The organism is Blautia massiliensis (ex Durand et al. 2017), assembly GCF_001487165.1.
GTDB lineage: Bacteria > Bacillota > Clostridia > Lachnospirales > Lachnospiraceae > Blautia_A > Blautia_A fusiformis.
The window spans coordinates 144,195-171,080 of record NZ_LN913005.1; the positions used below are offsets into that span (position 1 = coordinate 144,195).

The following is a 26,886-nucleotide window of genomic DNA, read 5'->3' on the forward strand; positions in this document are numbered from 1 at the left end:
TATTCTCCCAATCAAATATCCAGCTCTGCATCTGTTGCATGCTCATAGATAAAGGCCTTACGTGGCGGAACATCGCTTCCCATCAGGATCTCTGTCACATCGGAGGCCATGCGGGCATCTTCGATCTCCACACGCTTCATCATTCTTGTCTCAGGGTTCAGGGTAGTCTCCCAGAGCTGCTGGGCGTCCATCTCACCGAGACCTTTGTATCTCTGGAGTGTGAAGCTTCCCGGTTTATGGCTCTTACGGTATTTCTCAAGAGCCTTGTCATCGTAGAGATATTCCTCCTGCCCCTTCTTCGGCATTACCTTATAAAGAGGTGGCATGGCAATATACACATGTCCCTCATAGATAAGCTCCGGCATAAAACGGTAAAACAAAGTCAGAAGCAGAGTAGAGATATGAGCACCATCCACATCCGCATCGGCCATGATCACGATCTTGTCATAACGAAGCTTTGTGATATCAAAATCATTTCCGTAGCCTTCGGAAAAGCCGCAGCCAAAGGCATTGATCATAGTCTTGATCTCTGCGTTGGCCAGCACCTTGTCGATGGTAGCCTTCTCTACGTTGAGGATCTTACCGCGGATCGGAAGGATCGCCTGATAGTTACGGTCTCTGGCTGTCTTGGCCGAACCGCCGGCGGAATCTCCCTCTACGATAAAGATCTCACACAGTGACGGATCCTTCTTCTCACAGTTGGCCAGCTTGCCGTTGGAATCAAAAGAATATTTCTGTTTGGTAAGAAGGTTTGTCTTGGCACGCTCCTCGGTCTTACGGATCTTGGCCGCCTTTTCCGCACAGGAAAGGACGATCTTCAGTGTTTCCAGATTTCGGTCAAAAAACAGTACCAGCTGTTCTCCTGCTACCTTGCCGGTGGCTCTGGATGCGTCCTGGTTGTCCAGCTTGGTCTTGGTCTGTCCCTCAAAGCGGGGTGCCGGATGCTTGATGGAGACTACAGCAGTCATTCCGTTTCGGATATCTGCACCTGTAAAGTTGGGGTCTTTATCCTTCAGTACACCGATCTCACGTGCGTAGGTGTTCATTACCGTTGTGAAGGTAGTCTTAAATCCGGTCAGATGAGTTCCTCCCTCTGCATTGTAGATATTATTGCAGAATCCTAGAACGTTCTCACGGAACTCATTGGTAAACTGAAAAGCAACCTCCACCTGGATCCCGTCTGCCTCTCCTTTAAAATAAACCGGATCATGGAGAGGCTGTGCATTCTTGTTAAGGTCACGGATAAAGCCTACGATTCCCTCCGGCTCATGATACTCAATATCCTCGGGAGCGTCCCCTCTTCGATCCTCAAAATGGATGGTAAGCTCCGGATTCAGATAGGCAGTCTCATGGAGACGGCTCTTTACATCCGCTGCTCCGAATCTTGTTTTCTCAAAAATCTCCGAATCCGGAAGGAAATTCACACAGGTTCCGGTACCTCTGGTCTTCCCTAATTTGGGGAGCAATCCTGCTTCCAGTTCAATGGTAGGGATTCCTCTCTCATAGTGGTCATGATGTATATAGCCATCACGGCTGATCTTAATATCCAGATACGTAGATAATGCGTTCACTACGGAAGAACCTACACCATGAAGTCCGCCGCTTGTCTTATATGCGGAATTGTCAAACTTACCACCTGCATGAAGGGTTGTAAAAACAAGACGCTCCGCAGATATTCCCTTGGCATGCATATCCACCGGGATTCCTCGTCCATTATCCTCTACTGTACAGGAACCGTCCTTCTCAAGAACTACATGGATACGGCTGCAGTACCCTGCAAGGTGCTCATCCACCGCATTGTCTACGATCTCATATATCAGATGGTTCAGTCCCTTTCTGGATACGCTTCCGATGTACATACCGGGGCGCTTTCGCACGGCCTCGAGGCCCTCCAGGACAGAGATACTGCCCGCATCATAAGTGTCTTTTTTTGCCATTCCACTGATTCCTTTCTTTTTATACTCGAACGTTTGTTTGTATTATACTCAAAATATATGTACTTGTAAAGTCCACATGATCATCTTTTCTCTGCAATTTTTCCAAAAGATACGCGTGGCAGTTCAAGGAACCGATCTTCCGAAAAATCGCTTTCTTCAGCCGCCACAGCCTATCTATTCTATCAAAAGTATCTGTAAACTTCAAGCAATTTGTGTCTGCCAGAATACAATAGGCGGAAAACCCTGCTTTTTATAAAAGCATGTTTTCCGCCTGTTTCTGATCATTTCAGGAAATTTTTTCCAGAAGCTTCTCCTCGCACAGGGGCCTGGAAAAATAATATCCCTGTATCATATCCACACCCCATTTTTCCAGAAGCTTTACCTCCTTTTCGGTCTCAGCGCCTTCTGCGATCACCTTATATCCCATATGCTGCAGGATCATGACAATGCTGCGATAAAAGGTAGCCGTCTGAGGATCGCTGCTGACCCCGGACAAAAGAGAACGGTCCATTTTTACTGCTGAAAACGGAATTCGAAGAACTGCGTTCAGATTTGCATAACCGGAACCAAAATCATCTAGGCACATGTGGATTCCCACTTCTGCAAAATCATCAATGGCTGTGCAGAAGCTTTCGCTGTATTCGGTTGCCACGTTTTCCGTGATCTCAAACTGAAAATATCCCGGATCTAATCCATACCCCTGTATGATCCCGATAAGCACATGGCTGTATCCGGGTTTCATCAATTCGGAAGGAGAAAGATTGAATTTCACATTCCGGATCTTCTTCATGATATATTCATGTTCTTTTATAAAACGGCAGACCTTGTGAAGCTGAAGACATCCCACTGCCGAGATCATTCCCTGTTTTTCCGCGATCCCGATAAACACATCCGGCGGGATCATTCCCAGAGCAGGATGTTTCAGCCGGCTCAGTGCCTCCAGAGTAATAAAATCCTGGTTTTTTATAGAATATACCGGCTGATAATATACTTCAAACAGATCCTCTTTCACAGCCTTCTGAAGAAAATGCTCCACTTCCTGTTCATAGCGGAAGCCCTCCAGGATCTTGCTGTCCGACTGAATCAGGACCGTATCCTGACGGTTCTGTATCAGAGAGATCATATATTCAATATAAGAAAGAATACTATCCTCTTTTTCCAGTTTTTCCGCATTCATGATCCCGCAGATCGCAGCATGGAACGACACCTTTTCGTTTTCGATAAAAAACGGCTTTTTCAGAAATTCTTCTATGCCATCTCTGGCTTTTTCATAATCTGTCAGCGAGTCCAGCACTGCCAGAAAGCAATTGCCTGTGATACGAAAGATCTGCACTGAATCCGTGATCTCCCGAAATCCCTTCGCCGCCCGGATCAGCAGCTGATCTCCCACTCTGGTACCGTAGATCCGGTTGATCTGCTTCATATTGCGGGCATCCACAGCAAGCAGATGAAAGCTTTCTTTTCGATAGAGCTTTTCTCCGATCCATTTGTCAAAATACTGTTTGTCAAATAAACCTGTCATACTGTCCGTATATTCACCTGGATTGTTCATAGTAAGATAGATCAGCCAAAGTCCTACAGAAAGTCCGAAGCCGGTAAGCAGTATTCTTTCCGCGGCAATCTGGAGAAACAGGCAGGCTGCTTCGATAAACCAAAATCTCCATATGGTGCGCCGTATTTCTTTTTCTGCTGTTTTTCCATAAAGTAACATAAATGCAACGATCACCAGCATAAAAAAGAATACATATCCATAGAGCAGAAAATGAAAACTTCCCCGGATAAATCTACCTTCCTGGTCAAAATAAAAAAGCCATCCCGTCCGTAAGTTTGCTGTAACTGCCAGCAGCATTGCAGCCGGCAGGACCACCCAGCCGGTTTTCAGCCATTTATACTTCTCCTTCTGTCTTCCGGTGATGATCCGAATGTAGCAGAAAAGCCCATAGGTAAGTATGACATCACAGAAATAATAGAGCGTCAGGACCAGCGCTGACATTCTGCAGACTTCGCTGCTGCCGCCTCCCGCGATCACCGCACTCAGCATATCCAGCAGCACGTAAACGCCGCTGAAAGCCAGAAAACATACAAAATTCCTGTTTTCCGCATTGTTCAGTCTTTTATGAGAAAAATAATGTATCGCGATCATCGTCACCAGAACAAGGGATGTGATCTGAAAACAGTTAATATACTCCATTTTTCAAATCCTCCTTCTTTTTGTTCTCATAAAGCTTCCTGTCTGCCTCATATTTCCATTCTCCTATGGATTTCAGAGAACCATCCTTATTCCGCAGATGGCTGTATCCCAGAGATAACGAAAAACGATGTCTGCATCCTCTCCCAATATTCCGGAGCTCTTCTTTCAGGCGTTCCGGCCAGAATTCGTCCGGTACTTCCGGCTCATAGACCAGAACCGCAAATTCATCCCCGCCGATGCGGTAGCAGGTTCCTTTTTCCCGGAAAACGTTCTCCACACATCTGGCCGAGATCACCACCATCTCGTCTCCTGCAGCCCGTCCGTATTCTTCGTTGATCACGCGAAGCTGATCGATATCGATATACATAAGAAGGATATCCCGGTATCTGCCCATATCTGCGGAAATACTTTCCAGTTTTTTCTCAAAATTGGCTCTCGTCTCAAGTCCTGTCATCCCATCCTCTCTGGACAGTCGTTCGTAAGCCTGGGATTCCAGACGGTAACGGACATTGTCTGCCATCATCATGACTGCGTCTGCAATGACCAGCACAAGAAACACAAGATTTCCCAATTCAAAAATGGATCCATAGTAGGAAATCTCGAACAGCCAGTACAGGATCAGCGCTATGATACCACTTGTTCCCACGATGATATATGCAATGAGAAGCAGATGTATCTCACGCTGTTTATGCTTCCGGTACTCCCGGATCAGAAGTACCGCTGATATCAGGACCCACACAAACAGCAGGATATGTGTTACAAACAGCATATCCTTAAATTCAAAGACTCCCAGGATCACCAGAACTCCCTGTAAAACAGCATTCAGATAAAATGTAAAGATTCCAAGATCCAGGAGCCTGTATTTTTTCATGTTTCCGATATTCTGCAAAAAACGCAACATCGGAACTGCTAGCAGCATGAACATATAAAAAGAAATGAGACATAATACTTCGGGGCATCTGCTGTAGCTTTGTGCCAGTGATGAGTCCGTCACCAGCCAGATACTGCACATCATAAGGAACAGTGCCACATCCCGGAACCGTCTGTCCGGCATCTGCCTTATTCTCATATAGATGCAGATGCACAGGGCGATCATACTTAATACGATCATGATCGTTGCCGCCCCTAAAGGAATGGCTGCTTTTCTGATCTGATACCAGGCTATTGCACTTCCGGTTCCTATGCATACCGGCTCTATAACATATTTTCCTCTCTGAGGCGCAGAATAGCTGAACGTCAGGACTTTTCCCTCTGTGTCATTACCCAGAGCGGCGATGCACTGCACCTTGGAACGCATCTGCACATTTTTGGAAAACATGGCCTCCTTATATTCATACAGGATCTTTCCATTCAGGCGTATCACCAGATCGTACTGGGCTCCTGTAGAAACCACGGTCATTCCTCTGCTTTCCGCTCCCAGACTTTCATTGTACAGGATCAGCTTTTCACCTGTTTTTGCCGGAATTTCCGCAGGCAGGGTGATCTCCTGTTTTTTTCCGTCTTTTATGTAGTACCATCCTTTGTTAAGAAGCTGTACACTGTCCTGCTTCTGGATCAGCCCCCCTGTGTGGATCGCCGCAAAGATCGCGCCAAAAACCAGCAGTACCACAACAAAAAGAAAGGATTCTCCCTTCCATATCAAACTTTTCTTTTTTCTGTAATCCATACTCTTCCTCTTTATATTTTTTTATTCCATTTCGTTTTGTATCTATCATATCATCAATAGATTTTTCCGTCAAAAAAATCATCAAAAAACAGGGTGAAAAATTTTTTCAAAAAAAGAAAAAAAGTGCTTGCATTTTGTAAAAAAGTATTATATACTAACGAAGTCGGTTGCGGGAAACAACAGAAATCAAGAGCAAACGACACAAATGAATATGGCCAGTTGGTCAAGGGGTTAAGACGCCGCCCTCTCACGGCGGAAACACGGGTTCGATTCCCGTACTGGCTATCAACTGAAAGCAGTTAGGATTTTTATTCTGACTGCTTTTTTGTGATTGTTATACTTCACTTTTTCCTGTTATCGTTATCAAACGTTGCTCTGAACATTGCATATAAAAATTTCGTTCTTCCTGTTTATCTGTTTTCTGTATTTTCACATATATTATTTTGCATTTCTTTCTCTTCTGTTTTATAATTTCCCCTGAAAATACTTAAGATAAGGGGTGACTTCTCATGCATCACAAACGTTCTTTTCGCAGAAAGCTGCAGACATTTTTTCTTTCTCTGCTGCTTGTTCTGCTAACAGTCGCAGGAGTTCCCTCTGCTGCTTACACAGCCGAGGCTGCTTCTGCTGACACAACAATGGCTGTACACTTTCTGGATGTAGGGCAGGGGCTTTCGATCCTGGTCCAGTCACAGGGGCAGAATCTCCTGTATGACGGCGGTGACCGAGGACATTCCAGTTTCGTGGTTTCCTATCTACAGAAACAGAATATTTCCATCATTGACTATATGATCTCCTCCCATTATGACGAGGACCATGTGGCTGGTCTTGTAGGATGCTTGGACAGCTTTTCCGTAAAAAATGTGATCGGTGCAGATTATGTACAGAATACAAAGATCTATCAATCTTTTGAAAACAGTGTTGCCGCTCAGGGATTAACTGTGCAGCATCCGAAGCCCGGAACGGATTTTACTTTCGGAGGCGGGAAATTTACGGTTCTTTCTCCTCAATCGATCAGCAGCAACGATAACGACAATTCTGTTGCGATCCGGCTGGAAAACGGAAATAACCATTTTCTTTTTACTGGGGATGCAGAATCTGCCGGGGAGGAAGCGATCTGTGATCTGGGACTTGATCTTTCCTGCGATGTGATCGTTCCGGGACATCACGGTTCTGCCACTGCCACCACCTGGGATCTGCTCCAGAAGACTGTTCCGGAATATGCAGTGATCAGCTGCGGCGCCGGTAATTCCTACGGACATCCTCATAAGGATACCATGGATAAGCTTGCGGATATGGGAATACAGGTATTTCGTACTGATAAGCAGGGTACGGTGATCGCAGTCAGCGACGGAAGCAATATCCAGTGGAAACAGAGTCCCTGTAATGATTATTCTGCTGGAGATGAATCGGATACCGGCACACAGCCTTCCTCCACTTATAAGGATTCCGGTGCGTCCGGCTATGGATCTTCTGATTCGGCTGCTGCAGATCCTCAGACCGAAGTGCAGGCCGATCCGGAGCCAGTGGGTGATATGGTCTGGATCTCCGCTACCGGGAGCAAGTACCACCGGATCCCTAACTGCGGAAATATGAATCCGGATAATGCCACAGAGATGACACGCTCCCAGGCTGAAGCTGCAGGGTACAAAGCCTGCAAGAAGTGTTATTAGAAACGTCCGCATGTTGTCAGTTTTTCTGAATATCATGCAGTATTGACATAATATGGATAATCTTTGAGAACATTATTTAAGGACAGCTGTATCATAAATTGATATGACAGGCTGTCCTTTTCTTTTACTATTTTATAATATCCTCCGCCGGTTCAGCCGGTACGAAAACTCTCTTCTTTTCTTTTTTCTCCTTTTTTGCTGCCTTTGCCCGCTCGGTAGCCTCCCTGCAGAATTCCATCTGGGAATTTATCAGCGTTTTGCCACGTTTGTCCTGCTTCTCATACAAACCGGAGGGCTGCAGGATATGTGCTTTTACATTGTCACGGAATTCCAGATCCAGCACATGCATGATCTCTTCCTTGATACGCTCATCTTCCACAGGAAAAACAATCTCCACACGACGGTCAAGGTTACGTGGCATCCAGTCCGCACTTCCCATATAGATTTCATCGGAACCGCCATTGCGGAAATAGAAAATACGGCTGTGCTCCAGGAAATTACCAACGATCGAACGCACGTGGATATTTTCGCTAATACCTGGAATGCCCACCTTCAGGCAACAGATGCCGCGGATCAGAAGATCGATCCTGACACCACAGGAAGAAGCATAATACAGCGCTGCAATGATCTCAGGGTCACACAGAGAATTCATCTTTGCCGCAATGTGAGCCTCTTCTCCCTTTTTCGCATGCTCCGCTTCTCTTTCGATCATTTTTACAAAACGGTCCTTCATCCAAATCGGTGCAACGATCAGGCGATTCCAGCGCTTCGGCTCGGAATATCCGGAAAGCATGTTGAACACAGCAGTTGCATCCTCTCCAAACCGTTCGTCACAGGTAAATATACCACAGTCTGTATAAAGCTTGGCTGTGGAATCGTTATAGTTTCCGGTTGCCAGATGCACATATCTGCGGATCCCGTTTTCTTCTCTTCTCACAACAAGAGTGATCTTACTGTGTGTTTTCAGGCCCACCAGACCATAGATCACATGACAGCCTGCCTTTTCCAGCATTTTTGCCCAGACGATATTATTTTCCTCATCAAAACGCGCTTTCAGCTCTACAAGAACAGAAACCTGCTTGCCGTTTTCTGCGGCTTGAGCAAGTGCCGCAATGATGGGTGAATTGCCGCTGACGCGATACAGGGTCTGCTTGATTGCCAGTACATCCGGGTCCTTTGCCGCCTGACGCACAAAATTTACCACCGGATCAAAGCTCATATACGGATGATGCAGGAACACATCACCCTCCCTGATCACCTGGAAAATATCTTTATCATTCTGAAATGCAGGCACTGCTGCCGGTTTGTATTTCGGTTCCTTGAACTGATCGTATCCGTCAATACCATAAACCTTCATCAGCATGGTCAGATCCAGCGGTCCGTTGATAAAAAAGATATCATCTCCATGAACCTGAAACTCCATTTTCAGAATATCCAGAAGCCGCGGATCCATCTTATCTTCCACTTCCAGGCGGATCACCTCTCCCCACTGGCGCTTTTTCAGCTGTTTCTGGATCTCAACCAGAAGATCCTCTGCCTCATCCTCGTCAATAGGAAGATCCGCATTACGCATGATCCTGTACGGATGGGCACAGATCACATCATAGCTTAAGAACAGCTTGTCGATGTTGCGCTCAATGATCTGTTCCAGAAGTGTTACGGTTGTATGGCCTTTTTTCTCAGATGGAATGATCACTACTCTCGGAAGTACAGAAGGCACCTGTACAGTGGCAAAATCAATCTCTTCTTTTCCTTTTTTGGTATCTTTTTTGGAAAGAAGTGCTCCGATATTCAACGTTTTATTACGGATCAGAGGAAACGGTCTGGAAGAATCCATTGCCATTGGTGTCAGGACCGGATATACATTGTCTTCAAAATACTGATCCACAAATTCTTTCTGCTTCTCGGAAAATGCCTCGTGCTCAAAGATCACATGAAGTCCGGCTTTTTCAAGCGCAGGGACCAGAGACCGGTTTAATGTACTGTACTGTACGTGAACAAGATCATGTGTCTGCCGGCTGATGGCTTTCAGCTGTTCCTTGGCTGTCATTCCTGCAATATCTGTTTTTTTGTACCCTGCATGAACCTGATCCTTCAGGGATGCAACACGGACCATATAAAATTCATCCAGATTGGATGAGGTGATACTCAAAAATTTCAGTCTCTCAAACAGAGGTAGATTTTTGTCTCTGGCTTCACTGAGCACACGATCATCAAATTTGATCCAGCTCAGCTCTCTGTTTACAAAATATTCCGGTTTGTCAAATTCCTTAAATTTCATACAAAAACCTCCTCCGTTATCTTCTTCCCTTCCGTCTCATTACAAGCCGGATTCCAAACACCTCTTCAAAAAATTCTTTTTTATCTTTCAGAAGCCCCAGCTCCAGAGAAACATCCCTTGCGGAATCCACCACCAGGTAAAGAATCCTGTCTTTTAAGGTTACATTAAGCGCTTTTACCTTCTGGTAATGGCTTCTGTCCATAGCATTGGCCAGGCGGAGAATCGCGGTCAGCTTCGCAGTCAGGAGATAATTTTCCCTGCTCATGGATGTTTCACGGTTGATTTCTTCGTAGCAGCCGAATTCTCTGGTATTGTACCTTACCGCACTTGCGATCACCTGCCGCTCCTCTGTGGAAAGACCTATGATTTCCGTAGCCATGATGATCCGGTAAGAGCATTCTGCCACCTCACTCATACTGATATATTTTCCGCAGTCATGAAGAAGAACTGCAATCTGCAAAAGAAGCCGTTCACGTTTTCCCATGCCGTGGATCTTCCTTGTACTGTCAAAAATATCCAGTGCCACATCGGTAGTTCCTGCAATGTGGTTCTTTCCGCTGGAATACCTTTTGGCAATGTTCCTGGATGCCACCAGGATATCATTTTCAAAATTATGTACACTTTTCAGATATTTGTTTTTTTCCGCATGGTCATAGGCAATCCCGTCCAGAAGAGAAACACCCGGGATCCAGAGTGCTTCTGCCTGAAAGATTTCTATAAAGTTTCGGATGATAACCATGTTCGGCACGATCAGAGACGCATATTCCGGTTCCAACTCCATGGATTCGGCAAGGTCATGATCGGACATGTTTACAATGGTCTCGTATTTCTTCAGGAATTCCTCCTTTGTGATGATATTCTCTCCGGATCTGTCCTGAAAGATCGTATCTGTGAGAAAATCTCCCATCAGGATCAGATTGGAGATTTCCTTGTCCTTAAGATAAAGACGTTGAAAGCTTATCAGATCATTTCGGATAAATTCCTCTATCAGCCGGTCATAATGTGGAGTTGTTTTCTCCAGTTCTTTCAGACGTTCGCGGATACGAAGACTTCCCATACGGATACTCTGGGTCAGCACCAGAGCATCTTTATCAAAGAGAGAGATCTGCAGATTTCCTCCTCCGATATCCAGGATCGCCGTACCCTTCTGAATAGCCTTTTTGAAGCCGGATTCAATGGCAGCAATGGATTTATATCCCAGAAAATGCTGTTCCGCATTACTCAGGATCTCTACCCGGATACCAGTTCTCTGATAGATCTGCTCCAGGATGATCACCGGATTTTCCAGCTCACGGAGAGAGCTTGTTGCACACGCACGCCAGCTTTCTACCCCAAATTCAGCCATCATGCGTTTAAAATCATTAAGGGTCTCGCAGAGCTCATCCACAGTCTCCATCTCTAGCCGTCCTGCAGCATAAGTTCCACGGCCCAGCTCCAGCTGGTAACGGACATCATTGATCTCCCGGAAGCCGATCCGCTTTGACATTTCAAAGATCTTCATACTGACTTCATAGGAGCCTATATCAATTGCTGCAAAGGTTGTCACCGCCATAGTTTTTCATCCTTTCCCCCAATACACAGGTAAACTATTTCTTTTTTTCTTCCTCTGTTCCCACAATGTAATCAATAAACTGCTGCGCTGCACGTCCGGTCAGTCCGCCGTGAGAGATCTCCCACTGGTTGGCTTTCAGAAGAAGCTCCTCCTCCGGCATGGTAACTCCATAACGGACTGCCAGTGTGCGGACGATCTCCTGGAACTGTTTTTTGTCCGGTTTGCCAAAGTAGATACGGACACCAAAGCGATATACCAGGGAAAGCTTCTCCTGCACGGTATCGGAGGAATGCAGATCATTGTCATCTGCGATCTCCAGCTTGTCTGTGGCACGCTCACGGACAAGATTACGCCGGTTACTTGTGGCATAGATCAGGACATTGTCCGGTTTTTTCTCAAGACCGCCCTCGATCACTGCTTTCAGGTATTTATATTCAATCTCAAATTCTTCAAAGGAAAGATCATCCATATAAATGATAAAACGATAGTTACGGTTTTTGATCTGGGCGATGACTTCATTAAGATCCTGGAACTGATGCTTATAGGCCTCAATGATACGAAGTCCCTGATCATAATACTGGTTCAGGATTCCCTTGATACTGGAAGATTTACCGGTTCCCGCATCACCAAAGAGCAGACAGTTGTTCGCCTTTCTCCCCTGTACAAATGCCTCTGTATTATCAATGAGCTTTTTCTTGGCGATCTCATATCCTACCAGATCATCGATCTTCACATGTGCGATCCTTGTGATAGGCTGGATCTCCACCTTTCCCTCCTCATCGTGGCCGATACGGAATGCCTTATGGAGACCAAGCTTGCCAACACCGAAATCTTTATAGAAGGATACCATATCATCCATAAATTCTTCGGTTGTGGTGGCTGCTGCCAGGGTTTTGCTCATCTGACAGATACGGTCACGGATCCTGGTATTAAAGAGCTTGCTGTTCTCATCCGGTGTCTGGTAATCACAGATCACCCTACAGCATACAGTTCCGAACACTTTATCAAAGACCGTGATGTCAAAATCATACAATTCCTTGAAAATCTGGAAATCATTTTTTGCCAGGTCGTTAATACTGCCCTTGATCGCTCCTCGTATCTCGCTTGCCATACTGAAAGCGTTCTCATGATTTACCAAAAGGAAGGTAAGATATGTATGCCAGATATTTCCGGAAAAACCGTACATTCCTGCCAGCTCCACCAGCCCGTTGACACTTTTGAAAAACTGGTCTTCTCTTGCCTTGAGTGCTTCTTCATCTGCTTCATAAAGATTGATAAGTTCTGTCATATCGTCCAGTATCTCACCATTTGAAAATCCACGGTAAAGGATACATTCCTGAATTCTTGCCAACATAATAATTTAGCTCCTCTGTCTCTTAATAATTTCCAAGAACACGGAGAACATTCGCCTCCGCCTCGATTCCTCTTAACGCATTCTCCACAGCGCTTTCGCCAAGTTTCCCTGTGAAATCCACGAAAAAACGGTATTCCCAGGATTTTCCCGGAATCGGACGGGATTCAATTTTGGTCATGTTCAGTCCGTTGTAGATAATATGTGAAAGCATGTTGTAAAGAGTTCCGCTTTCATGAGGCAGCTCAAAACAGATGCTGATCTTCCCGGCCTTTTCCTCGTATTCCGGTTTCCTGCTTACAATAATAAAACGTGTAGAGTTTGCTTTTTCTCTGCAGATATTTTCTGCAAGGACCTTCAGACCAAATACCTCACCAGCCTCACGGCTTGCGATAGCTGCCACGCCTTTGTCCCCCACCTCACTGACCTTTTTGGCCGCGCCTGCGGTGTTTTCCACTTCCTTCTTTTTCCAGGAAGGGTTTTCCTCCAGAAATGCCTTGCACTGGGCAAGCCCCTGAGGATGAGAGCAGACTTCCCTGATATCCCCTATCTGTGCATCCGGCATGCCCAGAAGCACATGATCCACACGGATGATCTGCTCGCCTACGATATACAGCTTGTACTCCATAAGAAGGTCATAGATATCAGCCACGATACCTGCAGTAGAATTCTCAATAGGAAGTACCGCATAATCGGCCTTGCCATGGGTTACATCCTCCATAGCTGTCCTCCATGTTTTTACATGGTAGCTTTCGATATTTTTCCCAAAGTACTGCCGCATAGCCGCATAGCTGTAGGCTCCCTCTACACCCTGAAACACAACCGTTGCGTTTTCAAGGGGAACATGCTTCACAGTTGTGAAATTGCGCTCTCCGTAAATCCCATGCTCTGTCAACAGCTGGTACTGTCTCTTACGGCTGATGGCCATGATCTGACGGAAAAGCTCCTGCACGCCGAGGCTGTTAAAGTCCCCGTGGGCCTTGTTTTTCAGCGTATGGATCTTCTGGCTCTCACGTGCCGGATCCAGTACCTGCTTACCAGTTTTTATTTTATATTCAGCGACTTCCTCACTCACCTTCATTCGTTTTTCAAAGAGACGTACGATCTCACTGTCGATCTCATCGATCTCGTCTCTGTATCTTTCCAAATCTGTCATTGGTTTCCTCCGTTATGTTTCCTGATAATTTCTGTAAGATCCCCCAGGAACGCCAGGGAACCAAAAGCAATGATCACATCCTCTTTTCCTGCCAGCTGATAGGCCTCTGCCACTGCGGCTTCGATGTTGTCAAAGGGCCTTACATCAGAATGAAATTCCCGCACCGCATCTGCCAGCTCCTGCGGGGTCAGAGCCCTGGGGTTATCCGGTGCCGCAATCGTCAGGATGGTATCTGCGTATTTTTCTGTTTTCCGGATGACCTTGCGGTAATCCTTGTCACGGAACATTCCCATGATGTAGATGATCCTTTTTCCCTTAAAATACCGTTCAATGGATGCAGCCAGCATGTCTGCCGCTGCAGGGTTATGAGCTCCATCAACCACAAAATCCGGTTCTGTCCCGAGAAGTGCAAATCTTCCCGGCCAGGTGGTACGTTTCAATCCATCCTGTCTCTGGACCAGTGTTGTGGGATATCCCTGTTCATTCAGGATTTCCAGTGCTCGGAGCGCTGCCACCGCATTTTCCTTCTGATAGGCACCTGCCAGGGATATTGTATATTTTTCTCCTTTATAAAGAAAGGTCTGGCCAGTTATGGATGCTTCCAGTACCTCTGCGCTGTCCTGGTCTGCTGCCTCGTATGGCACATTCTGTTCTGCGCATATTCTTCGTATAACCGCCTCTGCCTCCGGCTGCTGCTTTACAGTTACCATATGACTGTTCGGTTTAATGATGCCGGCCTTTTTTTCTGCTATCTCGCCCAGGGTATTTCCAAGAAATGCCGTATGATCCATACTGATGGATACCAGAATGGAAAGAACTGTAGTACTTATAATGTTGGTGGCATCCAGATCACCGCCCATACCAACTTCCATTAATACCAGATCGCATTTCTCATCCCGAAAATAAAGAAATGCGGCTGCAGTTTCAATTTCAAATACTGACGGATGCGGTTTTCCCTCTTTTACGATCTCATCGATCACCTCCGCGATCCTTGTCACATATGCTGCAAATTTCTCTCTGCTGACAGGTTCTCCGTTAACCTCCATCCTCTCTCTGTAGGAATAGACCGCCGGGGAAATATATCTTCCGACCCGGTAACCTGCACCTGATAAAGCGGAATACAGATATGCGATCACAGAACCCTTTCCGTTAGTTCCCGCTACATGAACATACTTCAGTTCATCCTGGGGATCTCCAAGCCGCCTCATCAGTTCTCTCATATTTTCCAGTCCCAGAACAATTCCCTTTTTCAGTTCCGCAGCTCTGATGTAGGCACGACTTTCTTCATAATTCATCGTCTGTTTTCTCCTTCCGCATGTGTTGATGATCCATTACTGCTTTTTCACTTTGCAGTAATAATTTTGTTCATTATAACCCACGTGTATATTTTTTTCAAGGCAGGGAAGGCTATTAAAGACGCTTTTCCACGTTAAATATATTTAAAGTCCAGGCGGATATTCACAGCCCCGCAGGGGACTTTCTTAATTCAGTTAAACTGACATTTTTCCGGAAAGCGCAGGATTTCTGCTGATGAGAAGGAGCTTTAAAATGCAAAAGAAGGATTTTTTTCTGTGCGGTTTTACAGGCTGGTGTCTGGAGATCTTATGGACAGGACTGCACTCTCTTGTCACCGGACATTTTACTATGATGGGCAAAACCTCTCTTCTGATGTTCCCTATTTACGGACTTGCAGCACTGATCCGTCCGGCTTACTACAAGCTTGCCCGCTTTCCGGTTATGGTACGGGGGATCATTTACAGCTGCGGGATTTTTTTCGTGGAATTTTTAAGCGGATCTTTTTTTCAGAAGCTTCACATCTGTCCCTGGGATTATTCTCATGTTCCGCTTCAGTATAAAGGAGTGATCCGACTGGACTATGCTCCTCTGTGGTTTTTTACCGGTCTCTTTTTCGAATGGCTTCTTCGACAAAATCCTCGGAAAGTCTCTTGAAAATCTCACAGTTATATTATATGATAACTGGAAGGAATCTTATTTCCAGTAAATAATTGGAGGTACAACATGAGACATTTAATGAGTCCATTGGATTTCTCGGTTGAAGAGCTTGATAAGCTTCTGAATCTCGCCGACGACATCGGGAAAAATCCAAAAAAGTATGCGCATACCTGTGATGATAAAAGGCTTGCGACATTGTTTTACGAACCAAGTACACGTACACGTTTAAGTTTCGAAGCAGCCATGATGAATCTTGGAGGAAAGGTTCTCGGTTTTTCTTCTGCTGATTCCAGCTCCGCATCCAAAGGCGAAAGCGTTGCCGATACTATTCGCGTTGTTTCCTGTTATGCAGATATCTGTGCTATGCGTCATCCGAAAGAGGGTGCTCCGCTTGTAGCTTCTATGTCATCCAATATTCCGGTGATCAATGCCGGTGATGGCGGCCACCAGCATCCTACCCAGACATTAACCGATCTTTTAACTATCCGCTCCCTGAAGGGCAGACTTGACAATATTACCATCGGCCTCTGTGGTGACCTGAAATTCGGCCGTACCGTTCACTCTCTGATCGAGGCTCTGGTCCGTTATGAAAATGTGAAATTTGTTCTGATTTCTCCGGAGGAGCTTCGTATTCCAAGCTATATCCGTGAGGATGTTCTGAAACGCAACAATGTCGAGTTTGTCGAGGAGGAACGTCTGGAGGATGCACTTCCGGATCTGGATATCCTGTACATGACCCGTGTTCAGAAGGAACGTTTCTTCAACGAAGAGGATTATGTCCGCATGAAAGATTTCTATGTTCTGGACAAACAGAAAATGGAGCTTGCACCGAAGGATATGTATGTCCTCCACCCACTCCCACGTGTTAACGAGATTTCTGTTGAAGTGGATTCTGATCCACGTGCCGCTTATTTCAAACAGGTCCAGTATGGTGTGTATGTCCGTATGGCCCTGATTCTTACATTACTGGAGGTGGAACTGCCATGTTAAACGTAGGTGCTCTTCGTGAGGGTTATGTTCTGGATCATATCAAAGCCGGCAAGGCAATGACGATCTATCATGACCTGAAGCTGGATAAGCTGGACTGTACGGTTGCTATCATCAAAAATGCCCGCAGCCAGAAAATGGGAAAAAAGGATATCATCAAGGTTGAATGCCCCATCGAGGATCTGGATCTGGATATCCTTGGTTTTATCGATCATAATATTACCGTAAATATCATCAAGGACGAAAAGATCGTTGCAAAGAAAGAGCTGAAGCTGCCGAAGCAGGTTGTGAACGTGATCAAATGCAAGAATCCTCGCTGCATTACTTCCATCGAGCAGGGACTGGATCAGATTTTTGTTCTTGCAGATGAAGAGAATGAGGTTTACCGGTGTAAGTATTGCGAGGAGAAATATAGAGGTAAACGGAATAAATAGAGTTCATATGAGCATGATTAACAAACGGACGCGTCCGGTCCCCGCTTCGATATTTGGCTGTTTCGGAGCCTAGTAATACTAAGCCTGCGAAAGACTGCTAAAAACATTTTCCAAAATCATGAACTCGCTCCTGACGTCGCTCAGACAGCATGATTTTGAAAAATAACGCAGTCTCCCGCAGACCAAGTATTACTACGGCTCCTGCAAAGGCCTGAATATCGACGCGGGGACCGGGCGCTGTGTTTTCATAGATTTTGAAATGGTGGGTTTCTGCTCATTGCTCCTCTGTTTTTTTATTGTTGACTTTTTGTGTTAGATATTTTATTCTTTTAGAAACAGATTTGCATTTCCGGAAAGGATTGTCTGTATTACATTTTTTAGTTTTTCTATTTCTATTCTTATTATAATCTACCGATTCTGGTATTTTTTCATTTTATCAAGTTTACATACACATAGCTGTTGCGCAAAGGAAAATGTATTGTCTGTTTTTATTTTTTCTGTTATATTGTAATCAGACAATTTCTTTCTGATTTCCTTTTGCAGGAAGGATTTTTTATGACACAGAAAGAAATGATTACAAATGATAAAATCGGTTCTGCAACTGTATTTCAGCATGAAGATACGGTTCTAAAGACTGCCGCTCAATTCTTTGCCGAGGAGCTGATTCCTTATCTTGGCATTGATGGAAAGGTTGTATCTTCTGCTCCTACAGAGTCCATTGTTCTTAATCTTAAGAAATTCTATGAAGATATCAATCTCATCATGGAAGATGGTACGTGGAAACACTTTGAATTTCAGAGTAAGAATGAAGGGATTCCCGGTTTGAAGCGTTTTCGATCCTATGAAGCTGTGACCAGTTATCAGTATGGCGTTTCTATCACCACATACGTTCTTTATTCGGGAAATATCCGAAATCCGGTCACTTCATTTACTGAAGGAATAAATACTTATCGTATTATTCCGATCATAATGAAGAATCACAATGCAGATAGGCTGATTGAAACGCTGAAAGAGAAATTTTCCTCTGAAGACATTCTTACAAAGGCTGATCTCGTTCCGTTAACACTTATCCCTCTGATGGATGGTCAACTTTCTCAAAAGGAACGATTCATTCAGGCATTCTCTCTGACCGAAAATACAAAAGATATTCCATCGGAAGATCTGCAAAAAATTGAGGCAATGCTCTACACTATGGCAGATAAGTTTCTTGAAAATGATGATTTTGAACATGTAAAGGAGTGTATTCGTATGACACGTTTGGGTCAGATGCTGTTTAATGATGGTTTTAATGATGGTTTCAACAATGGTTCCCAGAAAAAGCAGCTTGAAATTGCCCGAAATCTGATAGGAAAACTCAGTGATACTTCTATCGCTGAAACTACCGGTTTGTCTTTGGATGTGATTTTGGAGCTGAAAAAAGAAAAAACTATGAAACTATAAAAAGCTGTCATTCTTTATCAAAAAAGCAACTGGTATTTCACAGATCAGATCTGCAAAATACAGTTGCTTTTATTATGTGCTTATTATCATACACAGTCAGACCGATAAGCCGGGTTATGTCGTTGGGTGATCATCTATCTAGGCCTTCCGTTGCCAGAAGGCTCCAGCGACCTACCTGAAAGCACGACGGGCCGCCGTATGGCTTTCTTCTCGGTCTTGCTTCGAATGGAGTTTACATGTGCCCGCTCTGTTACCACAGCGGCGGTAGTCTCTTACACTGCCTTTCCACCCTTACCCCGCAAAACGGGGCGGTTTATTTCTGTTGCACTGGTCTGGGAGTTACCTCCACCGGACGTTATCCGGCATCCTGCCCTGTGAAGCCCGGACTTTCCTCGTCTGGACCCTTTCGTCTGTCCAGCCGCGATCACCTGGCCTGGCTGCGCACCTGCTATTTTAACACAGGTGTATAGACTTGTAAAGTTGGAATTTTCTTGGTCTCCTATGTCTTTTACATGGAAATCCATCCAAATGCATTTGCCACAGAACTGAAAAGAATGATTGCCGCAAAGATTGGACAAAGATACTGGATCATAAAATTAAAGATTCTTTTTCTGCGGAAAGTACCACCTTCCTGCAGTACTTCTTCTTCAATCTTCTTTGTACCAACTACTCTGGATATCAGAAGACAGGTAGCAATCGCTGCAATCGGCATCATGACAGAGTTCGTCAGGAAATCAAAGAAATCAAGGAACTGCATTCCAATGATCTTAACACACGCCAGAGGACCATAGCCAAGAGAAGAAAGACTTCCGAGAACAACCATGATAATTCCGACAAATACTGTCGCCTTCTTGCGCCCCCATTTCAGTTCATCCTGAAAAGTAGATACTGCACTCTCAGTCAGTGCAATAGAACTGGTCAGAGCTGCACAGAGAACCAGTATAAAAAACAGGATTCCAACCAGAGTTCCAAATCCCATGCTTGCGAATACCTTCGGAATCGTAATAAACATCAATGCCGGTCCCGCCTGTAACGTATCCGGATCTCCACCGGAAAATGCAAACACTGCCGGAATGATCATCAGACCTGCCATCATTGCGATCGCTGTGTCAAAAATTTCTACATTTTGTGTAGAACCTTCAATAGATACATCTTTTTTCATATAAGAACCAAAAGTTACCAGAATACCCATCGCGATTGACAGAGAATAAAACATCTGTCCCATTGCCGCAACCACTGTCATCCAGGAGAAGTTTTTGATATTTGGTATCAGAAAATATTTCACACCTTCCAGTGCTCCTGGCCTTGTTACCGAATAAATGACAATGACCACAGACAAGAATACCAGTATCGGCATCATTAATTTGGAAACTCGTTCCACGCCATTCTGCACACCTGCATAAATGATCACCAACGTAAGCAGTGAAAAAAACAGGAAACAGGTTTCTGTAGAAAATCCATCCGCTATAAAAGCAGAAAAATATCCGTCTTCAGCAAGAGTCTGACTGCCTCCCTTTACATACTCCACCAGGTATTTAATTACCCAGCCACCGATCACGGAATAATACGGCACGATCAGAACCGGTATGATCGCATTGATCCAACCGCCCAAAGACAGCCACTTTGATTTACCAAAAGTTCCAAACGCACCTACCGGACTTTTCTTTGTCATACGTCCCAGAGCTGTCTCTGCCACGATCATAGAATATCCGAAGGTCAATGCCAGAATGATATAGATCAGTAAAAAAATTCCACCGCCGTACTTTGCCGCCAGATAAGGAAATCTCCATATATTCCCAAGCCCTACCGAAGCACCAGCTGCAGACAGTACAAATCCAATCTTCCCGGAAAATGTACTCCTCTCATGTTTATGTTTCTCCATAATTCTTCCTTTCCCGTCACATATTTGTTTTTTGTATTCTTTATGTCTTCTCAATTTCCGCTCATATGATAATACCATGCTTTTATCCCTCAGGCAAACAATATATTAAAAAAATACAGAGCCTATATTTCCCGAATTACTGTTCACTCCATTCTCAGTAACACGCTTCGCGATGCACAGAATTTATGCTAATCACATAAATTCGCGCAGTATGACTCGGGTTTTCTGTGACCTTCGCTCACAAAAAACACCTCGCGGAATATTACCAGTGAGCAGTAACTTTCCTTCTCTGCATCTCACAACCATACTCTCCGCACATTTTATGTTTTTCCTACCAGCTGGATGCACCAGCCTGGGGGAGAGGATATCGGTTTGGGCTGCTGCGGAGGAGGGGTGATAACTACTTGGGCTGCGGGAGTCGGCGTTATTGCGGCAGGGTCAGCTGTCTGAGCCAACGGCGAGTTCTGGCCCTGCCGCAATGCTTTTAGCCGACTCACGGAGTCCTAGTAGTATCCCCCGACGGAGTCCCTGCCCGGACCGATATCCTCTCCCCCAGGCGTCCGTCGTCCGCCATCCGCCATCCGTCATTCTGCTTCCACCACTTTCCCCAGCAGTATCCCCTACGCAACCATCCACTCTGACGTCATCATCCAAACATTCGTTCGTAAATTAATTTCCTACCGGAGCACCAACGTCCACTCCCGCCGATCCACAACCTCACCGATCACCCCAGCCTGCAGACCAGCCGCATCCAGCCGCTTCATGATCTCCGGCACATCCCTCTCCGGAACCGCCGCCAGCAATCCCCCAGAAGTCTGCGGATCAAACACCAGATCCTCCCGCCAGAGCTCTGCCACACTTTTCACTCCGGTTTTCTCAGCAAACTCCCGGTTCCTGTAAGCCCCACCCGGAATCAATCCCATAGAAGCAAACTCCTTCACATCCGGAAGCACCGGCAGCTTCTCCGTATCGATCACAACCGTCCGGTCACTGGCCACAGCCATCTCCGTAGCATGTCCCCCAAGACCAAACCCCGTCACATCCGTACAGGCATGAACCTCAAACTCTTTAAAAACCTCACAGGCATCCCGGTTCAGTTTCTTCATGGAAGCCAAAACCGCCTTACGTGCACCTTCCGTCACCAGCTCCGCCTTGATCGCCGTATTCACGATCCCCGCACCCAGCGCCTTCGTCAGGATCAGCTTATCTCCGGTCTGCGCTCCAAAATTCTTCCAGAACTTCCTCGGATCTACAAAACCCGTCACACTGAGCCCATACTTAGGTGTATCATCCTGGATCGTATGGCCACCGGCAAGAACCGCCCCGGCCTCCATCACCTTATCCGCACCGCCACGCAAGATCTCCCCGAGGATCTCCACATCCATATCCTTCGGAAACGCCACAATATTCAAAGCCGTCTTTGGAGTTCCACCCATAGCATATACATCACTCAATGCATTTGCCGCCGCGATCTGCCCGAAATCATAAGGATCATCTGCCACCGGAGTAAAAAAATCCAGTGTCTGGATCAGCGCCAGATCATCACTCACCCGGTAAACTGCAGCATCATCCGAAGTGTCCGTTCCAACAAGAAGATCCGGATCACAGAACTTTGGCAGCCCACCAAGAACTCCCGCCAGAGTCCCCGGTCCTACCTTAGCTGCACAGCCACAGTTTGGAGCCAGTTTTGTCAGTTGTACTTTTTCTTTCATGATCATTTTCCCTTTCCTTTAAGCCCTGTAAATCCCGTTATCCATCCGCAGCACCACAGAAGACTTTAACTTTTCCGATTCACACTCAAAAGGCTCCACACACCACAGATCCTATGCACAGAGAAATCCTAATCTTCTCATCTTTGCGCCAACCGATATCTGCACTGCATAGAGCCTTATATCTACACATAGCTTTTTTATTCATACAATTAATTTATACATTAAAACAACTACCGCCAATAAACTCCCTCAGAAGCGAATTAAACGGAACACCCTCACTGGGCACCGGCACAAAATAATCCAGGAACTTCAAAAGCCGCTTCGCCTCCTGATACTCCGGTTCACTCTTGTCAATTCCAAAAAGCAGCGGTTCCGCATAAACCTTCAGGCAGGCAAGCTCATACACAAGAGCTGAATTAAACATCACATCTGCTTCCTCCTGGAACGGAAAAATATTCTGCTCCTCGCCTCTCCGTACAGAAGGCCACCTTGCAATGGTATCCTTTGCGGAAGTTCCACGTGTACGTGCATCACGGACAATTCGGCGTATCAGCCTTCCATCCGTTGTGGGGATCCGGTTATGCTCATCAATGTTCAGCTGTGTCAGCGCACTGATATAGATCTTAAACTTACTCTCTTTTGGAAGGGCATAACTCAGCTTGTCATTAAGCCCGTGAATGCCTTCGATGACCAGGATATCATCTTTTCCAAGCTGAAGCTGGTCTCCCCGGTATTCCCTGCATCCGGTCTTGAAATTAAATGTAGGAAGATCCACGTTTTTTCCCGAAAGAAGATTCAGCATATCTTCATTAAACTGCTTCGTGTCAATGGCTTCCAGACACTCATAATTCTTTTCTCCGAATTCATCCAACGGCGTATGTTCACGATCCACAAAATAGTTATCCACAGCAATGGGATGCGGCTTCAGACCATGAGCAGAAAGCTGAATAGATAATCTATGAGAAAAACTGGTCTTTCCGGAAGAAGACGGGCCTGCGATCATTACGAACTTTACATTGCCCCTTCTCCGGATCTCCTCGGCAATCGAAGAAATCTTGGCCTCATGGAGTGCCTCCTGGATCAGCATCAGGCTCTGCACACCTTCTCTTGTGATCCGGTCATTGAGATCTCCTACAGTGGCAACATCCAGCTTATCGCCCCACTCTTCCGATTCCTTCTGCACATGGAAGATCTTATCCTGGGGTTCAAAAGGCTCCAGCACATCCGGGTTTTTCTGCCTCGGAAGGATCAGCACAAAGCCTTCATCATAAAGCTGCAGATCAAAATACTTCACATAGCCGGTATCTGGTGCCATAAATCCGTAAAAATAATCCTCAAAATTTTCCAGGCTGTAAATATTCACTCTGGAAACCCGTCGATAACGGAACAGCTTTTCTTTATCATACATATGATGCCTGTGGAACATGGAAACGGCATCATCCGTGCTGACACTGCGTTTGCAAATCGGAAGCTTCCGTTCTACCAGTTCCCGCATCCGCACTTTTACCCGGTCAAGAAGCTCCTGATCCAGGGTAGCACTGCCTTTCATGGTAAAATAAAGAGCATTTCCCATAGAATAATGGATCACAACATGATCCACATTCTCTTTTCCAGCTACATCAAAAATTGCCTTCAAAAGAATAAAGATCGCACTTCTCCGATAGGTTTTTCGACCGGCACTGTCCTTTGCGGTTATAAATCCCAGTGTACAGTCATGCTGAAGCTTCTTGTGAAGCTCACGGAGCTTTCCGTTCTCAGTCACAAGGATCACCGGATACTCTGTTTTGCCCTCATAATCCCTTATGATCTCAGAATACGGTGTCATTTTGGGGTATTCCCTTGTTTCTCCGTTTATGGTCACTTTAATCATTGTCTGTTCCATAACGATCCCCTCCACAGGCTTATATATTTATACAGCTGCCCGATTTTTCGGACAGCCATGTGTTTCACAATTCATTTTTCCGAAACGGATAATCGTATTCCGTCCCACTACATATTCATGAATACAAGCACTTTTTTGCGATCCGCTTTTACAAAACAGTATATGGATTTTTCACACTGGCGCAGGTTGTCTTAAGCGCAGAGAATGCCTCATTCAGTTCCTTCTCCATAGCTTCCGCAAAAATATACTCCGTACCGTAATGTCCGGCATCTACGATCGCCAGACCATCTGCCATAGTATCGATGGCAGTATGATAATCAATATCTCCGGTCACATATACATCCGCACCGGCGGCCATTACATCACCGATCATACTCTTTCCGCTTCCTGTACAGATTGCCACAGTCTCGATCTTCCGATCCAGATCACCATAAACCCGCACATCCGGAAGATGATTGCATTCTTTTACATATTTTCCAAACTCACCAAGAGTCATAACATGGGGAAGCTTTCCTACTCTTCCGAACCCCTCCGGCTGCTCCCCGGATTCATCGGTAACTGTAAGCACCCTTGTATCCTGAAGCTTCAGATGCTCTGCGCTTAAATCTGCCATTCCGATCACATCATAATTGGTATGCATGGCAAAATACGGGATATCCTCCTTTATCAGACGGAGGATCTTTCTTCCGGTAAAGGTATGGTTGTTGATCTTTTTGATTCCGGAAAAGATCATTGGGTGATGGGTAAGGATCATATCCGCACCAGCAGCCACCGCCTCATCCAACACCGGTTCCGTAAGATCCAGTGCAAGAAATACATGGGAAATCTCTTTCTGGTCATCTCCCACCAGCAGTCCCACATTATCCCAGTCCTCCGCAAATTTTTGCGGATGATGCTCATTCAGCCATTCGATCAGTTCATATGCTTTCATATCGTTTCAGAGCTGTATGGATCAGCTCCATTTCCTCCTTTACTTCTGCCAGACGAGTTTTTGCATAAACAGACTCTGCCCCGGAAAGACCGGCAAGTATTTTCTTACGGATCATTTCCTCCCGTAGAAGATACTCTTTAAGGACCGGGTGACATTTTTTCAGAAGGAGAGGTCCAAACCAGGCCTCTTCCTCTGTGTAAACAGTCTTTTCTCCCGCATTGTTACGTACCGCTTTCATCATAGGATAAAATTTTCCGTCTTCTTTTATCATTTCTTCCCTTACGATCTCCCAGCCGATCTCAGAAAGAAAATGCCGGAAATGAGGAAGGTCCGACTGAGGCTGCAGGATCAGTTCCTGAAACCCCTCCCGGACCTTCGCTCCATCCTTTAATATCCTTTCCATCAGAGGACCACCCATTCCCGCGATCACCAGGGTATCACCTTCTCCCGGCTCAAGCTTCGCAAGCCCGTCGCTCAAACGGGTCTCTATGTAATCTTCAAGGCCATAACGGGTAATATTCTCCCTGGCTCTTGAAAGCGGTCCCGGACGTACATCCATGGCAATGGCTGACGGAACTGTTTTTTCACTGACAAGCCAGATCGACAGATAGCCATGGTCACATCCTACGTCTGCCAGCCGGTTTCCTTTTGTTACCATACCGGCAATGGCACGAAGACGCATGGAAAGCTGTACGGATATATTTTTATCAGTCAAGATAATCCTTCAGCTTGCGGCTGCGGCTGGGATGACGCAGCTTGCGCAGAGCTTTTGCCTCGATCTGACGGATACGCTCTCTTGTGACATTGAACTCTTTACCAACTTCCTCCAGAGTTCTGGCACGTCCGTCGTCCAGTCCGAAACGGAGGCGGAGAACCTTCTGTTCACGGTCAGTAAGCGTACTTAAGACTTCTACCAGTTGCTCCTTCAGAAGTGTAAATGCAGCTGCATCTGCAGGTACCGGAACATTATCATCCTGGATGAAATCGCCAAGATGACTGTCTTCCTCCTCACCGATAGGAGTTTCCAGAGATACCGGCTCCTGGGAGATCTTAAGGATCTCACGTACACGGTCTACCGGCATGTCCATCTCCTCAGCGATTTCTTCCGGCGTAGGTTCACGTCCAAGCTCCTGGAGCAGCTGACGGGAAACACGGATCAGCTTGTTGATGGTCTCAACCATATGCACAGGGATACGGATGGTACGCGCCTGATCTGCAATGGCTCTTGTGATAGCCTGACGGATCCACCAGGTTGCATAGGTACTGAACTTGTAGCCTTTTCTGTAATCAAATTTTTCAACAGCTTTGATAAGGCCAAGATTTCCCTCCTGGATCAGGTCGAGGAACAGCATTCCACGTCCAACATAACGCTTTGCAATGCTGACAACAAGACGGAGATTGGCCTCTGCCAGACGTTTCTTGGCAGCTTCATCCCCCTTTTCCATTCTCTTGGCAAGCTCGATCTCCTCATCTGCACTTAACAGACTGACTTTACCGATCTCTTTCAGGTACATACGGACCGGATCCTCGATGCTGACACCTTCCGGTACAGAGAGGTCGATCTTATCAAGCTCTACCTCTTCTTCATCTTCCATCCCATCCATATCCATATCGTTATCAAGGAGGAGTTCGTCACCGCTGTTTTCTGTGATACGGAGAACGTCCACACCGCTGGCCTCCAGGAAGTCAAAAACCTTCTCCATCTGATCCACTTCCAGTGGAGAGTCCTTGAAAAAGTCACTGATCTCCTGATATTCCAGCACATTCTTTTTCTTTTTTGCAAGTTCAAGAAGCTCTACAAGTTTCTCGCTGAATTTTGCCATATTCATTTCCATAGGTGCTCTATACCTCCATATAG

The 26,886-nt window shown here is 45.8% G+C and carries 19 protein-coding genes, 1 tRNA gene and 1 other RNA gene; 6 read left to right on the plus strand and 15 right to left on the minus strand.

From position 1 onward, the window contains the following. Positions 1–11: 11 nt before the first annotated feature. The 3 genes from BN3261_RS00690 to BN3261_RS00700 all read right to left on the minus strand — a co-directional run bounded on the left by BN3261_RS00690 (position 12) and on the right by BN3261_RS00700 (position 5,794). Positions 12–1,937: a DNA gyrase/topoisomerase IV subunit B gene (locus BN3261_RS00690; protein ID WP_059085220.1), complete on the minus strand. Its 1,926-nt coding sequence runs from the start codon at positions 1,935–1,937 to the stop codon at positions 12–14. A 286-nt stretch (positions 1,938–2,223) separates the two neighbouring features. After that, the gene (locus BN3261_RS00695; protein ID WP_235812324.1) at positions 2,224–4,128 is read right to left on the minus strand and encodes a GGDEF domain-containing phosphodiesterase; all 1,905 of its coding nucleotides are present in this window, start codon (positions 4,126–4,128) and stop codon (positions 2,224–2,226) included. Further along, positions 4,115–5,794 (minus strand): GGDEF domain-containing protein, encoded by a 1,680-nt coding sequence (locus tag BN3261_RS00700; protein WP_059085221.1) that lies wholly within the window; start codon positions 5,792–5,794, stop codon positions 4,115–4,117. The genes BN3261_RS00695 and BN3261_RS00700 overlap by 14 nt, the downstream gene beginning before the upstream one ends. A gap of 213 nt (positions 5,795–6,007) precedes the next feature. On the opposite strand from BN3261_RS00700, the gene BN3261_RS00705 reads away from it, so the two are divergent. Then, positions 6,008–6,079, plus strand: a tRNA-Glu gene (locus tag BN3261_RS00705). Between the two features lie 224 nt (positions 6,080–6,303). Further along, positions 6,304–7,467, plus strand: coding sequence for a ComEC/Rec2 family competence protein (locus BN3261_RS00710; protein WP_059085222.1), 1,164 nt, complete (start codon positions 6,304–6,306; stop codon positions 7,465–7,467). 127 nt (positions 7,468–7,594) lie between these two features. Here the strand turns inward: BN3261_RS00710 and BN3261_RS00715 are convergent, their stop codons facing one another. Genes BN3261_RS00715 through BN3261_RS00735 form a run of 5 tightly spaced genes read right to left on the minus strand, consistent with a single transcriptional unit; the run spans position 7,595 to position 15,102 of the window. Next, positions 7,595–9,748, minus strand: coding sequence for an RNA degradosome polyphosphate kinase (locus BN3261_RS00715; RefSeq protein WP_059085223.1), 2,154 nt, complete (start codon positions 9,746–9,748; stop codon positions 7,595–7,597). A 16-nt stretch (positions 9,749–9,764) separates the two neighbouring features. Continuing rightward, the gene (locus BN3261_RS00720) at positions 9,765–11,300 is read right to left on the minus strand and encodes a Ppx/GppA phosphatase family protein (protein ID WP_059085224.1); all 1,536 of its coding nucleotides are present in this window, start codon (positions 11,298–11,300) and stop codon (positions 9,765–9,767) included. A 34-nt stretch (positions 11,301–11,334) separates the two neighbouring features. Then, positions 11,335–12,651: an ATP-binding protein gene (locus tag BN3261_RS00725; protein ID WP_059085254.1), complete on the minus strand. Its 1,317-nt coding sequence runs from the start codon at positions 12,649–12,651 to the stop codon at positions 11,335–11,337. A gap of 25 nt (positions 12,652–12,676) precedes the next feature. After that, positions 12,677–13,807, minus strand: a complete 1,131-nt coding sequence (gene pheA, locus BN3261_RS00730; protein ID WP_021650329.1) for a prephenate dehydratase — start codon at positions 13,805–13,807, stop codon at positions 12,677–12,679. After that, entirely contained in the window at positions 13,804–15,102 is a 1,299-nt protein-coding gene (locus tag BN3261_RS00735; protein ID WP_015525769.1) for a bifunctional folylpolyglutamate synthase/dihydrofolate synthase, read from the minus strand. Before BN3261_RS00735 ends, pheA begins: the two co-directional genes overlap by 4 nt. Before the next feature lie 253 nt (positions 15,103–15,355). Between BN3261_RS00735 and BN3261_RS00740 the strand changes: the two genes are divergently transcribed. From BN3261_RS00740 to BN3261_RS00755, 4 genes are all read left to right on the plus strand, one after another. Further along, positions 15,356–15,757, plus strand: a complete 402-nt coding sequence (locus BN3261_RS00740) for a putative ABC transporter permease (protein WP_044960605.1) — start codon at positions 15,356–15,358, stop codon at positions 15,755–15,757. A gap of 69 nt (positions 15,758–15,826) precedes the next feature. Then, positions 15,827–16,750: an aspartate carbamoyltransferase gene (gene pyrB / locus BN3261_RS00745; protein ID WP_022426605.1), complete on the plus strand. Its 924-nt coding sequence runs from the start codon at positions 15,827–15,829 to the stop codon at positions 16,748–16,750. Beyond that, the gene (locus tag BN3261_RS00750; protein ID WP_015525765.1) at positions 16,744–17,181 is read left to right on the plus strand and encodes an aspartate carbamoyltransferase regulatory subunit; all 438 of its coding nucleotides are present in this window, start codon (positions 16,744–16,746) and stop codon (positions 17,179–17,181) included. Before pyrB ends, BN3261_RS00750 begins: the two co-directional genes overlap by 7 nt. 555 nt (positions 17,182–17,736) lie before the next feature. Next, positions 17,737–18,621 (plus strand): hypothetical protein, encoded by an 885-nt coding sequence (locus BN3261_RS00755; RefSeq protein WP_059085225.1) that lies wholly within the window; start codon positions 17,737–17,739, stop codon positions 18,619–18,621. A gap of 89 nt (positions 18,622–18,710) precedes the next feature. On the opposite strand, the gene rnpB is transcribed toward BN3261_RS00755, so the two are convergent. The 7 genes from rnpB to rpoD form a co-directional block, all read right to left on the minus strand. Next, positions 18,711–19,061, minus strand: an RNA gene (gene rnpB, locus BN3261_RS00950) — RNase P RNA component class A. Between the two features lie 68 nt (positions 19,062–19,129). Further along, a complete protein-coding gene (locus BN3261_RS00760) occupies positions 19,130–20,503 on the minus strand; it encodes a sodium-dependent transporter (protein ID WP_059085226.1) in 1,374 nt (457 codons plus the stop codon). Between the two features lie 677 nt (positions 20,504–21,180). Beyond that, positions 21,181–22,215, minus strand: coding sequence for a selenide, water dikinase SelD (selD, locus tag BN3261_RS00765; RefSeq protein ID WP_330383223.1), 1,035 nt, complete (start codon positions 22,213–22,215; stop codon positions 21,181–21,183). Positions 22,216–22,429: 214 nt separating this feature from the next. Beyond that, positions 22,430–24,097 carry a nucleoside kinase gene (locus tag BN3261_RS00770; protein ID WP_199874092.1) on the minus strand — a complete coding sequence of 556 codons (1,668 nt, stop codon included), beginning with the start codon at positions 24,095–24,097 and terminating at the stop codon, positions 22,430–22,432. Between the two features lie 148 nt (positions 24,098–24,245). Next, the gene (locus BN3261_RS00775) at positions 24,246–25,028 is read right to left on the minus strand and encodes a Nif3-like dinuclear metal center hexameric protein (RefSeq protein WP_021651148.1); all 783 of its coding nucleotides are present in this window, start codon (positions 25,026–25,028) and stop codon (positions 24,246–24,248) included. Then, positions 25,015–25,743: a tRNA (adenine(22)-N(1))-methyltransferase gene (locus BN3261_RS00780; RefSeq protein WP_235812325.1), complete on the minus strand. Its 729-nt coding sequence runs from the start codon at positions 25,741–25,743 to the stop codon at positions 25,015–25,017. Before BN3261_RS00780 ends, BN3261_RS00775 begins: the two co-directional genes overlap by 14 nt. Then, positions 25,736–26,863: an RNA polymerase sigma factor RpoD gene (gene rpoD, locus BN3261_RS00785; protein WP_021651146.1), complete on the minus strand. Its 1,128-nt coding sequence runs from the start codon at positions 26,861–26,863 to the stop codon at positions 25,736–25,738. Before rpoD ends, BN3261_RS00780 begins: the two co-directional genes overlap by 8 nt. Positions 26,864–26,886: the final 23 nt, after the last annotated feature.